The organism is Burkholderia cenocepacia (assembly GCF_014211915.1).
In the GTDB taxonomy this organism is placed as follows: Bacteria; Pseudomonadota; Gammaproteobacteria; order Burkholderiales; family Burkholderiaceae; genus Burkholderia; species Burkholderia orbicola.
In genome coordinates this window covers 936,179-948,560 of sequence record NZ_CP060041.1, presented here as the reverse complement: position 1 = coordinate 948,560, position 12,382 = coordinate 936,179, and the positions used below count along the sequence as shown (strand labels likewise).

At 69.8% G+C, this 12,382-nt stretch carries 11 protein-coding genes and 1 pseudogene; 3 read left to right on the top strand and 9 right to left on the bottom strand.

Going from position 1 to position 12,382, the window contains the following annotated elements; all coding sequences use genetic code 11:
• Positions 1–60: 60 nt before the first annotated feature.
• Positions 61–339: a hypothetical protein gene (locus SY91_RS33495; RefSeq protein ID WP_409557540.1), complete on the bottom strand. Its 279-nt coding sequence runs from the start codon at positions 337–339 to the stop codon at positions 61–63.
• Positions 340–437: 98 nt separating this feature from the next.
• Here SY91_RS33495 and SY91_RS33490 point away from each other — a divergent pair, with 98 nt between their 5' ends.
• A complete protein-coding gene (locus SY91_RS33490; protein ID WP_023477691.1) occupies positions 438–1,688 on the top strand; it encodes a phosphatidylserine decarboxylase family protein in 1,251 nt (416 codons plus the stop codon).
• A gap of 22 nt (positions 1,689–1,710) precedes the next feature.
• Here the strand turns inward: SY91_RS33490 and SY91_RS33485 are convergent, their stop codons facing one another.
• The 5 genes from SY91_RS33485 to SY91_RS33465 all read right to left on the bottom strand — a co-directional run bounded on the left by SY91_RS33485 (position 1,711) and on the right by SY91_RS33465 (position 4,277).
• Positions 1,711–1,956 carry a hypothetical protein gene (locus tag SY91_RS33485; RefSeq protein ID WP_011545545.1) on the bottom strand — a complete coding sequence of 82 codons (246 nt, stop codon included), beginning with the start codon at positions 1,954–1,956 and terminating at the stop codon, positions 1,711–1,713.
• Between the two features lie 286 nt (positions 1,957–2,242).
• Positions 2,243–2,575 (bottom strand): DUF1488 domain-containing protein, encoded by a 333-nt coding sequence (locus SY91_RS33480; protein ID WP_023477690.1) that lies wholly within the window; start codon positions 2,573–2,575, stop codon positions 2,243–2,245.
• Between the two features lie 4 nt (positions 2,576–2,579).
• Entirely contained in the window at positions 2,580–3,128 is a 549-nt protein-coding gene (locus SY91_RS33475; protein WP_012336626.1) for a type 1 glutamine amidotransferase domain-containing protein, read from the bottom strand.
• A 248-nt stretch (positions 3,129–3,376) separates the two neighbouring features.
• Complete coding sequence (locus tag SY91_RS33470) at positions 3,377–3,742, bottom strand: DUF3022 domain-containing protein (protein WP_023477689.1); 366 nt, start codon at positions 3,740–3,742, stop codon at positions 3,377–3,379.
• 85 nt (positions 3,743–3,827) lie between these two features.
• Positions 3,828–4,277, bottom strand: coding sequence for a hypothetical protein (locus SY91_RS33465; RefSeq protein ID WP_034203626.1), 450 nt, complete (start codon positions 4,275–4,277; stop codon positions 3,828–3,830).
• Positions 4,278–4,434: 157 nt separating this feature from the next.
• Between SY91_RS33465 and SY91_RS33460 the strand changes: the two genes are divergently transcribed.
• Complete coding sequence (locus SY91_RS33460) at positions 4,435–4,803, top strand: DUF3175 domain-containing protein (protein WP_023477778.1); 369 nt, start codon at positions 4,435–4,437, stop codon at positions 4,801–4,803.
• Between the two features lie 54 nt (positions 4,804–4,857).
• On the top strand, positions 4,858–6,180 hold the full coding sequence (locus tag SY91_RS33455) for a cation:proton antiporter (RefSeq protein WP_023477779.1): 1,323 nt from the start codon (positions 4,858–4,860) through the stop codon (positions 6,178–6,180).
• Positions 6,181–6,184: 4 nt separating this feature from the next.
• Here the strand turns inward: SY91_RS33455 and ligD are convergent.
• The 3 genes and pseudogenes from ligD to katE all read right to left on the bottom strand — a co-directional run bounded on the left by ligD (position 6,185) and on the right by katE (position 12,255).
• Positions 6,185–8,964 (bottom strand): annotated as a pseudogene (gene ligD, locus SY91_RS33450) (DNA ligase D).
• Positions 8,965–9,015: 51 nt separating this feature from the next.
• Positions 9,016–10,035 (bottom strand): Ku protein, encoded by a 1,020-nt coding sequence (locus tag SY91_RS33445; protein ID WP_023477781.1) that lies wholly within the window; start codon positions 10,033–10,035, stop codon positions 9,016–9,018.
• Positions 10,036–10,140: 105 nt separating this feature from the next.
• Positions 10,141–12,255, bottom strand: coding sequence for a catalase HPII (katE, locus tag SY91_RS33440; protein ID WP_023477782.1), 2,115 nt, complete (start codon positions 12,253–12,255; stop codon positions 10,141–10,143).
• Positions 12,256–12,382: the final 127 nt, after the last annotated feature.

Here is a 12,382-nt window from a genome sequence, read left to right as displayed (position 1 = left end):
TTCAACCGAAACGCCCGATCGTAAGCGTTTTCGTGCAGTCGACGACAGGCTTCGGCACCCTCACGACCATTCTTCCGGCGGCATCTCGCCGCGGTCATCCTCCCACAGCGGTTTCGCCGCCTCCTCTCCACGGCTCGGTGTCACCGGCCCATTGCCGCTTGCACGACCGTCACCGCGCTCACCCCGCCGCGCCGCATCGCGCAGCGCCGCCTGCGGGCGTTTTCGCGTGCGCGTCGGCGTCACGGTCCGCTGCCCGTCGCGGCGGCGTTCGTCCGTCGATCCCGCCTCGTTCGTCTGTCGTGCATTCGAAGCTGTAGCCATGCTGTTCTCCTGAGTCATCGAAAACAAACCGGTCGCTCGGATGCAGCAATTTCAATGCCGCCGCTCGGGCAAGCGTCTTGCTACATCGATTCGACCGAAACCTTCCGGAGGAGACGATGCCGACGAATCGCAACACGCCGCCCGCTACCCGCCGCCGCCTCGGCGGATGGATGGCCAGCGAGGAAGCGCACATGGCGGCGTTCCGCGAAAAAATCGCGAGCGAAGCGCGCGCGCATGCCGGCGACCGGTTGCGCACGCCGGCCGTTCAGGAACTCGCGCGGCTGTTCGACGACAACGCCGTGCTGCGCATGAGCCTCACCCGCGCGATCGACGAAGCGCGCGAAGCGGGATACCGGCTCGGCTACGCGTCGATCGGCGAGCTGATGACGGTGATCGACCATCTGATGACCTACACGCCGCCGTTCAGCGAGGAAAGCCTGATCGTGTGCCCGCTGAACGCGTTTTTCGACTGGCCAATGTGCATGCCGTCGGGCCACGCGGTGTTTCGCGACGCCTCCGTCAACGCGCAATTGAAACGCGTGCTGAACGTCTGGTGCGACTTCCTCGGCGGCCCGCATTCGCGCGCGCATCTCGACACGTCGGCGCCCGACGGCTGGTTCTGCGACGAAGCACGCAAGCGCCTCGGGCTGTCGCAGTTCCAGTATCGCGAAGACCAGCCGCACTGGGGCTTCGATTCGTGGAACGACTTCTTCACGCGGCGCTTTCGCGACGGCGCGCGGCCCGTGGCGGCGCCCGACGATCCGCACGTGATCGTCAGCGCGTGCGAAGCGTCGCCCTATCACACCGAAACCAACGTGAAGCTGCGCGACACGTTCTGGATCAAGTCGCAGCCGTATTCGCTGCGCGACCTCTTCACGCCCGCCCGGCTGTCGCTCGCCGAGCGCTTCGTCGGCGGCGACGTCTACCAGGCCTACCTCAGCGCGTACAACTACCACCGCTGGCATGCGCCGGTGCGCGGCGTCGTCACGCACGCGTATCGCGTCGACGGCACCTACTACTCGGTCGCCGAAGCGGAAGGCCCGGACCCGGCCGGGCTCAACGACTCGCAGGGCTACATGACGGCGGTCGCCGCGCGCGCGGTGGTCGCGATCTCGAGCGACGATCCCGGCATCGGGACGGTCGCGGCCGTGTTCGTCGGGATGGGCGACGTGTCGTCGTGCGTGATCGAAGTCGTGCCGGGCCAGCGCGTCGACAAGGGCGACGAGATCGGCTATTTCCAGTTCGGCGGCTCGACCTACTGCCTGCTGTTCGAGGCCGGCGTGATCGACCGCTTCCTGTACGCGCCGCCGTTCGACGGCGAGCCGCCGGTCGTGCAGGTCAATGCATCCGTCGCGATCGCGCGGTGAATGCCCCGCGCGGGCCGGCGCGTCACGCGTCGGCCCCGTCGCTCACACCGATCGCATGGAATTCGGCCGCGTCATGACGCTGCACGCACCGCAGGACCGACAGCCCGTCAGCCGTCAGTGCGGGGCGGTGCGCGCCCGACGTATCGTCTTGCTGCAGCACGATCAGGTGTTGTTCGACGAGCGCGACGACGTCGTCGCGGTCGATCTGGATCTGTTCCGGCGCGTGATGCGCGAGGAACAGCGCGGCAAATTCGTGGGCGGTCAGCATGCTCGTTTCCCCGTTGACGGCTACGCGCGACGCGACACCGGCGTCGCATCGGCTGGCGGCGCGCATCGTGCGCCGGCGACGTGACGGGCATGCAGGGAACGTGCCAGCCGGCGTGGTGCGGCCGCTGTCCGTGCGGTGCGTGCGCCGCGCGATGTGGCACCGCACGGCGCGTTCGAGCCGCTGCAAAGTTTTCAACGGCATGTAACGGCTGGCCGCGGCGAGCGGCCGCAGATGACCGATGCAGCAGAATAAAATGCGCGGAAGACGTGCAGCGCATGCGCGCCGCTCACGGCCGCGAGCGAAACAAGCCGGCACGCGCACGCCCGGCCGGCGCCCGGAAATAGCCGCTGTGCAGCACCACGTCGTGGTTGCCGCTCGCCAGCACGTCCGCGCACGCGGCTTCGATCCGCGCGCGGCCGCGCTCGAACGCGTCGCGCAGATCGGCCTCCAGCGCGGAGCGCGCGCCGAAATGATCTTCCAGCGCCTCGACCGTGATCGCGCAGGCCTGCGGCACGCCGTCGACGTCGACGACGAAGCGCAACTGCAACGCCGCGCCGTCGAACGTCGGCGGTTCGTCGGTCAGCGTCACGGCGCGCGGGGAACCGGAATCGGCCGGCATCGGCTCATGCCCCCCGCGACGCGAGTCGCTCGACCAGCGCGCCGTTGAACGCGGGCAGGTCGGCCGGCTTGCGGCTCGTGATCAGGTTGCCGTCGCGCACGACTTCCTCGTCGACCCACTTGCCGCCCGCGTGACGGATATCGTCCTGCAGGCTGGGCCAGCTCGTCATCGTCTTGCCCTCGACCAGCCCGGCCGACACGAGGAGCCACCCGCCGTGACAGATCGCCGCGACCGGCTTGCCGGCGCCGACGGCCGCCGTCACGAATTCGCGCGCGGCCGGCACCATCCGGATCGCATCGCCGTTGATGACCCCGCCCGGCAACACGACCGCGTCGTAGTCGCCTTCGCGTGCATCGTCGAACGTGCGGTCGACCTTCACGCGCTCGCCCTTGTCGACGTGCCGGAAACCCTGGATTTCGCCCGGCTGCTGAGAAATCACGTCCACTTGCGCGCCTTCGGCCGCGAGCGCGCGCTGCGGTTCGACGAGTTCGGCTTCCTCGAAACCGTCGACCGCGAGAATCGCTACCTTGCAATGATCCAGCTTGCCGCTCATGGATGCCTCCGTGGAAAGGGATAGGACAAGACACACGTCGTGTCGTGCCGTGCCGGTCTCCCAGCAAGCGCCGTTCCGGCCGCGCAGGCCGTTGCCTGCCGGCGCGGTCGTGCTCGTGCGTATTCCTGTAACCGGGGAACGACCCGCGATCGAAAATCGCTCGTCGGCCCCATCGGCCGCTTGGCGGGCGCCCGGCTGCAAAGATTTCAACGGGATGTAATGCGACGCCGTGCGCCGATCCCGCGCGATTACTGCAGATGACGCACGGCGTCGAGCATCGCGTCGGTCAGCTCGACCGTCAGCGTCAGGTTCTCGTCGGTATCGGGCAACTGTTCCAGCGTCTGCTGCACGGCGTCGTGCAGCATCGCGTGAACACGCATCCGCGCGCCTTCGTCCAGATCCGCGTAGCGTTCCATCGTCGAGCATTCGAGCGCGAGCACGACCGAATGGCGGGCCGCCTCGGGCGGCGCCTCGACAGGGTTCGCCCACGCCGCATGGAACATGACCCTGCCCGTCTCGACGTCCACATGGACCGTCGTGTCGAGATCGTCCGTGTCGCTTGCGTCGCCGTCGAGCTCGTCGTTGTCCACCAAAATCCGGGAATTCGATTGCATGATGTCCTCCTGCGTGGCGGCGGCGCGCCCGTCCCGGGAAACCGCGCCGCCATCGCGCCATGCCGGCCGCGCCGGCACGACACCGTCAATAACCGCTGGAACCGCCGCCCGTCCCGCCTGCCCCGCCGCCGCCCGTGCCCGTCGAGCCGGCCGAACCGCCGTTGCCGGCGCCGGTGCCACCCGAGCCGCCGGCCCCGCCCGACCCGCCGCCGACACCGCCGCCGGTGGCGCCGCTACCGCCCTCGCCCGCGCCGTTGGGGCCGCCGCCCGGCTTCACGTGGCCGGCCGACCCGCTGTGCGAACGCATGCCGTGCTTCGCGCCATGCCGCTGCGTGCCGGCCGGTGGCGGCGGCGCGGTCGTATTGCCGTTGGTGCCCGGCGTCGACATGTCCATCGACGGATTCGGCGCGCCGGTGCCCTCGTCCGAGCGCTGCGAGTTCTGCGCCCACGCGGCCGGCGCGGCCGCGACGATCGCGACAGCCGCGCACGCCAGCACATGCCGCGCGACACACTTCGATTCGAATGCTGATTTCATGGCGTTTTCTCCCTATGGATGATCGCTTGATCCAAATTCCTGCTCCGATCCTTCAGCAAGGCCCATGCCGTCGTCTGCACGTTCACGACGCGGCACGCGGTTTGCGTCCCGCGTCTTCGCACGACCGTCCTGTGAATCCCTACGGAGCCCCTGCCTCATGCCTTCCGCTTCTGCTTCCCACGCGCACGACAAGCCGCACGGCAAACGCCACACGCGCCGCCCCGGCCGCGCGCGCAGCGCCGACCCGGCCCACCGCAAGCGCTGGTCCGGCAAAGTCACGCAAAAAAGCGATGCGCTCGACATCGAGCCCGACATCTTCAAATCCGACGATCCGGCCGCGATCGCCGCGTCGCTGAAGCGCTCGGCCGAACACAGCCGCCGCCGCAAGGCGTCGCCGTTCCAGTCGGCGATGTCGATGCTGAACTTCTACGTGAACCGCGCCGGCCGCAACCTGCCGAAAACGCGCCGCGCGACCCTCGAACGCGCGAAGCGGAAACTGCGCGAAGCCTTCGGCCGCAAGCCCTGACGGCCGGCGCGCGGCTCGTATGCTCATGTCCACCCCTGCGCTGCGATCACACGCATGCACGAAACCCTCTGGTATCTGATCATCGGCGCGGTGCTGCTGGGCATGGGCGTCGTGACGTCCGCACTGCGCCACCTGCCCTGCAGCTCGGCGATGATTTACCTGGTGCTCGGCATCGCGCTCGGCCCGGCCGGCGCCGGCCTGCTGCATCTCGACCTCGAACGCGACGGGCAGCTGCTGCGCGAGATCGTCGAGGTCGCGCTGCTCGTGTCGCTGTTCGCGATCGGGCTGCGGCTGCGCGTGCCGCTGTCCGACAAGCTGTGGCTCGTGCCGTGCCGCCTCGGGCTGCTCGCGATGATCGTCACCGTGCCGCTGCTCGCCGCGTGCGCGGTGCTCGCGCTGGGCCTTGGCTGGGGCCCCGCGTTGCTGCTCGCGGCGATCCTCGCGCCGACCGACCCCGTGCTCGCGCACGACGTGCAGGTACACGATCCGGGCGATCGCGACCTGGTGCGCTTCGCGTTGTCCGGCGAAGGCGGAATGAACGACGGCATCGCGCTGCCGTTCGCGCTCGCGGGGCTCGCGCTGTGCGGCGCACCGGGTGCGACGCACGGCATCCCGCCGCTGTCCGGCACGTTCGCGCTGGTCGCGCTGTGGGGCATCGCGGGCGCGGCCGCGATCGGCGGCGGGCTCGGCTGGGCCACGACGAAGACGATCGGCTGGCTGCGCACGCGGCACGCGCAGGCGCTCGGCCTCGAAGGCTTCTTCGCGCTCGCGCTGATCGTGCTGTCGTTCGGCGCCGCGCAGCTCGCGCACACGTTCGGCTTCATCGCGACGTTCGCGGCCGGCGTCGCGATGCGGCGCGTCGAGCATCGCGCGAGCGGCGACCGCCCGCCGCGCGAAGTGATCGGCCAGATCGATTCGGAAGACGTGGTCGCGACCGAGAAGCATCCGGAGAAAGCGCATGCGTTCATGGCCGAATCGGTGCTCGGCTTCACGATCGAGCTCGAACGGATCGCCGAAGCGATCGTGATGACGATGATCGGCAGCGTGCTCTCGACGCTGCCCGGCCCGCTGCTCACGTGGGGCGCCGTCGCGCTGGCCGCCGTGCTGTTCGTCGCCGTGCGTCCGCTCGCGGTGCTGGTCACGCTGGCCGGCTCGCGCGCGACGCATGCGCAGCGGCGGCTGATGGCGTGGTTCGGCATCCGCGGGATCGGCTCGTTCTACTACCTGCTGTTCGCGCTCGAGCACGGGCCGTCCGACGTCGTGCGCCCGCTCGCGGCGCCGGTGCTGGCCGTGGTGTCCGCGTCGGTGGTCGCGCACGGGATTTCCGCGACGCCGCTGATGAACTGGTACTACCGGTTGCAGCAGCATCGGCGCTGACGGTTCACGTGTCGGCGCCGAGCCGCGCCCGCATCGCCGCGGTGATGCGCTGGCGCGCCTTCGCGTAGCCTTCCCACGGGTCGCGCTTCAGCGTGTCCAGCCGTTCGTGCAGCGTGTCGATCGTCCATTGCGCGCCGCCCGTCGTGTCAGGCACCTCGTCCCAGTCGAGCGGCACCGACACGCCCATGCCGGGCCGCGCGCGCACCGAATAGGCGGCGATCGTGCTCGCGCCGCGCCCGTTGCGCAGGTAGTCGACGAAGATCTTGCCGCGCCGGTGGCGCGGCCCCATCGTCGCGGTGAAGCGGTCGGGCAGCGTGCCGGCGACGTGCTGCGCGACCGCGCGCGAGAAGTCCTTCACGTCGTCCCAGCCCGCATGCCGCGTGAGCGGCACGACAACGTGCAGCCCCTTGCCGCCGCTCGTCTTGCAGAACGACACGAGCCCGAGCTCGTCGAGCAGCCCGCGCACGAGCTGCGCGGCGTCGATCATCGTGCGCCACGGCAGCGCCGGATCGGGATCGAGGTCGAACACGAGGCGGTCGGGCCGCTCGATGTTAGACGCATGCGCGTTCCACGTGTGCAGTTCGACCGTGCCCATCTGCGCGGCGCCGAGCAGCGCGTCGACGTTGTCGATCGACAGCAGCGGTCCGTGGCCCGGGTCGAGCCCTTCGTGCTGCGTGACGAACGGGATCTCGCGGCGCTCCGCGTGCTTCTGGAAGAACAGCTCGCCGGCGATGTCGCCCGGGGCGCGCACGAGCGAAACCGGCCGGCCCTCGAGGTCGGGCAACAGCCACGGCGCGACCCATTGCCAGTACCGTGCGAGGTCGATCTTGCGCGTGCCGCTTTGCGGGTCGAGCACGCGCTCGGGATGCGTGATGCGCACGCGGCCGAGCGTGTCGGGGCCGGACGCGTCGCCGTCGGCTCGGGCCGCTGCGCGAGACCGTGCGGACGGTTTGCGATCGCCGGTTTCACGAGCGGCATGCGATGCGCGCTTGCGTGTGTCGTCGTGCGGGGTCGGGTGTTGATCCATCGTCACCTCCGTTTCCGTGTGTTTGGGCATCTCGCGGACGATCTGCGCCGCCGGCTTGTCCTCGCGCAGCGCGATGAACGCGGCCTGCCGCACGATCCCGTCGCCGGTCCATTCCGCGAATTCGCATTCGGCGACGAGCGTCGGCTCGACCCAGTGCACGCGGGTGCGCGTGCGTTCGCGCGGCGGTTCATCGAACGGCATCGTGTCGCGCTCGTGTTTGCGCAGGATCACGGCGAGACGGTCGAGCATCCGCGCATCGAAGCCGGTGCCGACGCGGCCGACGTAGCGCAGCGGCCCGGGCCCGCGCCGCCGCTTGCCGGCCGGCGCCGGCTCGTGCACACCGAGCAGCAGCGCACCGAAGCCGTGCCGGCTGCCCGACGGCTCGGTAAAACCACCGATCACGAACTCCTGCCGGCGCCGGCATTTGAGCTTGATCCACGCGGGCGACCGGCCGGCGCGATAGCGCGAGTCCGCGCGCTTGCCGATCAGTCCTTCGAGGCCGGTGTCGCAGGCGCTCGCGATCAGCGACGCGACGTCCTCGCCGAGATCGGGCGAAAAGCGCACGCGTGCCGGGTCGCTGTTCGCGAGCAGCGGTTCGAGCAGCGCGCGACGCTCGGTGAGCGACGCGTCGCGCAGGTCGTAGCCGTCGAGATAAGGCAGGTCGAACACGAAGAAGGTGATCGCATCCGAGCGGTCCGTGCCGAACGCGTTCTGCAGCGCCTGGAAATCGGGCAGGCCGTTCTCGCCGAGCACGACGGCCTCGCCGTCGAGCCATGCGTCGTCGAGATCGAGCGCCGCGAGCGCGTCGCGCTGCGCGCGCAGCTTCGCGGTCCAGTCCCGGCCTTCGCGCGTCATCAGCGTGACGCGCCGGCGTGCGCCCTTGCCTGCGATGCGCGCCAGGATGCGGTAGCCGTCGAATTTCAGTTCGTAGCACCAGCCGCCCTGCGTCGGCGGTGCATCGACCAGCGTCGCGAGTTGGGGCGCGACGCGCTCGGCAGCGGCGCGCGCACCGCGCCTTCGACCTGCGACGGGTCGGTGGGGCGCTGGCTTGCGTGGCTTTCGTGGCTCGCGTGTTGCGCGTCATGTGCATCACCGTCCGCGTCGGTCGATCGGCCGCGCCGCGCCGCGCGCTTGCGTGCCGCGCCGTCATGCACGCTCCCCGGCCGCTCGCCGACGACGTCGAATTCATCGGCGCTGCGCGCGTCGTCGTCGCGCTCCTTGATCAGCAGCCACTGCTCCTGACGCCCTTCCTGCCGCCCGCTGCGCACGAGCGCCCAGCCGCCGTGCAGTTTCTCGCCGTCGAGCCGGAACGTCAGCTTGCCGGCCCGGTAGCCTTCGCGCGCCTGCGCGACGCCGCCATCGGGCGTCCACGTGCCTTCGTCCCACACGACGACCGAGCCCGCACCGTAATGCCCGGCCGGAATCTCGCCTTCGAACGACGCGTATTCCAGCGGATGGTCCTCGACGTGCACCGCGAGCCGCTTCACCTGCGGATCGAAGCTCGGCCCCTTCGGCACGGCCCACGATTTCAGCGTGCCGTCGAGTTCGAGCCGGAAATCGTAGTGCAGCCGGCGCGCGTGGTGCTCCTGGATCACGAAGCGCAGCGGATGGCGTGCGCGCGCGGCGGGCTGCTTCGCCTTCGGCTTCGAGGCCGCTTGCGTATCCGGCTTCGCGCGACGCTTGCCGTGCGCCCCTTCGGGCTCGGGCGTCGCACCGAAATGGCGCTTGCGGCGATACGGATCGAGCTTGCCGGCCATCGCGTCACCTTGTCGGAACCGGAATCGAAATCGGAGTCGGCGTCATCGGCGTCACGCCGCGTGCTTGCGGCGCGCGGCCGTCTTCTTTGCCGCGGGGGCGCTCGTCGCGCCGCGTTTCGCGGCGGTCTTCTTCGCCGCGGTTTTCGTCGCCGCGCCCTTCGATGCGGATTTCGCCGCCGGCTTGCGGCGCGCGCCGCCGCGCGACGACGACGATGAAGACACCTCGTCCTCCTCTTCGCCACGCTCTGCACGCAGGTCCGCCGCGCGCGCCCCCGCGCCGCCCTTCAGGCTGCGCTTCAGCAGCTCGGTCAGATCGACCACGTTGCTCGCCGCGCGGCCGGTCTGCGCGGGCCGGTCCTCGATCTCCTCGATCTTGCCCGCGCGCACCTTGCGCTCGACCAGTTCGAGGATGTCGTCGCGGAACGTGTCGTGATATTCGTCGGGGGTCCATTTGCCGGACATGTCGTCGATCAGCTTCTTCGCCATCCCGAGCTCGCGCGCACTGACGCCCGCGCCCTTCGCGTCGTCGGCCGGCACCGACAGCTCGTCGAGCGGCCGCAGTTCCTCCTGCCAGCGCAGCGTATCGAGGGCGAGCATCGGCCCGACCGGGATCAGCGCGCCCAGATGCTGCCGGTCGCGCATCACCACCAGCGCGATGCCGATCTTGCCGCTGTCCTTCAGCGCGTCGCGCAGCAGCGCATAGACCTTCTCGCCCTTGCGGTCCGGCACCAGGTAGTACGGCGTGTCGAGATAGAGGAACGACACGGCGTCCTCGTCGACGAAGGTCAGGATGTCGACGGTCTGCGTCGATTCCGGGTTCGCCGCGCGGATCTCGTCGTCGGTGAGCACGACGTAGCGCTCCTTCTCGTATTCGTAGCCGCGCACGATGTCCTCGCGCGTGACCTCCTTGCCGGTGCGCTTGTTGATCTGCCGATAGCCGATCGGGTCCATCGAGCGCTTGTCGAGCATCCGGAACGACGGTTTCACGGTGCGCGTCGCCGGATACAACTGCACGGGCACGTGCACGAGCCCGAAGCTGATCGCGCCTTTCCAAATCATCCGCGGTGCCATGCATGTTCCTCCTTGCCGGATGCGCGCCCGCCCGAGGGCGAGCGCGCCATACGGCGCAAGCCGCTTGTCGGCCGCTTGTCGGCCGCTGTCGGCCCTATGCCGGCCCTATGCCGGCAGCTCCGCCGCCTGCTGTTCGCGCGCCCACACGCGATGCTGGCCGAGGTGATCCGACAGCGTGTTCAGCACCGCGTCGAGATCGACGGCCTGGCCGACGCACACGCCTTCGGCCGGGTCGGGCAGGTGGGCGGCGCTGAGCAGTTGCCGTCCCGAGCCGACCGCCGCGATCGGCTTCAGGTGCTTGAACGCTTCCCGCACGAAATGGCGGGCGTCGGCGCTGTGCGCGAGATCGCGGCCATCGCCGTCGCCGCCGCACACGAACACCGCATCGAACATCACCGACGGCATGCCGACCAGCGTCGCCTCCGGCACGATGCCGCCGATCGGCGCGAGCGTCGGCGCGACGATCGTCGGCACCGCGTGCGCGGCCTGCAACGCGTCGCGCACCTGCTCGACCAGCACCGGATTCACGCCGGGCGTCGCGATCAGCGCGATCTTGCGCGAGCGGATGCCGGGCTTCGCGCGGCCGATCAGGCTCAGCGCCGGCGAGCGCTGCGGCACGGCCGGCGTCGCGGCCGCCTGCGGCGCGGGCAGCCCGAGCCGTTCGGCGACCTGCGCGGCGAGCCCCGCGTCGAAGCGCGCGATGATCTCGTTGACCACCCGTTCGCGAATGTGCGGCTGCGTCACCTTGCCGAGCTCGAAGCAGTACGCGTCGCGGATATGCCGCTGCTCGATCTCGGTCATGCTCTGGTAGAACAGCGCGGCCTGCGAGAAATGGTCGGCGAACGATTCGCTGCGCACGCGCACCTTGTGGCCTTCGAGCGGCTCGGGCACGGTCTCGAACCCGCCGCCGGCGGGCGCGGGCGGCGTCTCGCGCGGCCAGCCGCCGCTCGTCGAATTCGGCTCGTACGACGCCTGGCCGACGTTGATCGTCTGCCGGTGCAGCGCGTCGCGCTGGTTGTTCGCGAACGGGCACACCGGCCGGTTGATCGGGATCTCGTGGAAATTCGGGCCGCCGAGCCGGCTCAGCTGCGTATCGGTGTACGAGAACAGTCGCCCCTGCAGCAGCGGGTCGTTCGTGAAATCGATGCCCGGCACCACGTGACCCGGGTGAAACGCGACCTGCTCGGTTTCCGCGAAGAAGTTGTCGGGGTTGCGGTTCAGCGTCATCCGGCCGATCGGCCGCACCGGCACGAGCTCTTCCGGCACGAGCTTGGTCGGGTCCAGCAGGTCGAAGTCGAATTGATCCGCGTCGGCCGGATCGATCATCTGCACACCAAGTTCGAACTCCGGATAGTCGCCGCGCTCGATCGCCGTCCACAGGTCGCGCCGGTTGAAATCCGGATCGTGGCCGGCGATCCGCTGCGCCTCGTCCCACAGCAGCGAATACGCGCCGCTCACGGGTCGCCAGTGGAATTTCACGAACCGCTCGACGCCGGCCGCGTTCACGAAGCGGAACGTGTGGACGCCGAAGCCGTCCATCGCGCGATAGCTCGCCGGCAGCGCGCGGTCCGACATCAGCCACAGCACCATGTGCGTGGTTTCCGGCACCAGCGACACGAAATCCCAGAACGTGTCGTGCGCGGACGCGCCGGTCGGCATCTCGTTCGGCGCCTCGGGCTTCACCGCGTGCACGAAGTCGGGAAACTTGATCGCGTCCTGGATGAAGAACACCGGCATGTTGTTGCCGACGAGATCGTAGTTGCCTTCCTGGGTATAGAACTTCACCGCGAAGCCGCGCACGTCGCGCACGGTGTCGGCCGACCCGCGCGGCCCCTGCACGGTCGAGAAGCGCACGTACACCGGCGTTTCGGCGGCCGGGTCCTGCAGGAACGCGGCCTTCGTGTAGTCGGCCATCGGCTCGTATACGCGAAACACGCCGTGCGCGGCCGAACCGCGCGCATGCACCACCCGCTCCGGAATGCGCTCATGATCGAAATGCGTGATCTTCTCGCGCATGATGAAGTCTTCGAGCAGCGACGGGCCGCGCGCGCCGCCGCGCAGCGTGTTCTGGTTGTCGGCGATCCGCACGCCCTGGTTGGTGCGCAGCGCCTCGCCGTCGGGCCGCGCACGATTCGCGTCGAGCTGGCGCGATTTCGCGCTGTCGGGTGGTTGCGTCGGTTGCGTCGGGGGCGTCTTGCCGGCGGATGGGGGAGTCGTCATCGTCAGGTGTCCTCGTGGCATTCGGTAGGGAGCCGCTGCCGCACGGCGACGCGCCGCGGCGCACGCGTGCGGACGGCAGGGAAAGCCGGCCCGGCGCGCCGCGAACGGCCGCGGGCCGGCTGGGACG

Bases quoted from the DNA above. Each gene is read 5' to 3' on its own strand.
- SY91_RS33495 (WP_409557540.1), bottom strand. From the start codon at position 339: ATGACTCAGGAGAACAGCATGGCTACAGCTTCGAATGCACGACAGACG.
- SY91_RS33490 (WP_023477691.1), top strand. From the start codon at position 438: ATGCCGACGAATCGCAACACGCCGCCCGCTACCCGCCGCCGCCTCGGC.
- SY91_RS33485 (WP_011545545.1), bottom strand. From the start codon at position 1,956: ATGCTGACCGCCCACGAATTTGCCGCGCTGTTCCTCGCGCATCACGCG.
- SY91_RS33480 (WP_023477690.1), bottom strand. From the start codon at position 2,575: ATGCCGGCCGATTCCGGTTCCCCGCGCGCCGTGACGCTGACCGACGAA.
- SY91_RS33475 (WP_012336626.1), bottom strand. From the start codon at position 3,128: ATGAGCGGCAAGCTGGATCATTGCAAGGTAGCGATTCTCGCGGTCGAC.
- SY91_RS33470 (WP_023477689.1), bottom strand. From the start codon at position 3,742: ATGCAATCGAATTCCCGGATTTTGGTGGACAACGACGAGCTCGACGGC.
- SY91_RS33465 (WP_034203626.1), bottom strand. From the start codon at position 4,277: ATGAAATCAGCATTCGAATCGAAGTGTGTCGCGCGGCATGTGCTGGCG.
- SY91_RS33460 (WP_023477778.1), top strand. From the start codon at position 4,435: ATGCCTTCCGCTTCTGCTTCCCACGCGCACGACAAGCCGCACGGCAAA.
- SY91_RS33455 (WP_023477779.1), top strand. From the start codon at position 4,858: ATGCACGAAACCCTCTGGTATCTGATCATCGGCGCGGTGCTGCTGGGC.
- SY91_RS33445 (WP_023477781.1), bottom strand. From the start codon at position 10,035: ATGGCACCGCGGATGATTTGGAAAGGCGCGATCAGCTTCGGGCTCGTG.
- katE (WP_023477782.1), bottom strand. From the start codon at position 12,255: ATGACGACTCCCCCATCCGCCGGCAAGACGCCCCCGACGCAACCGACG.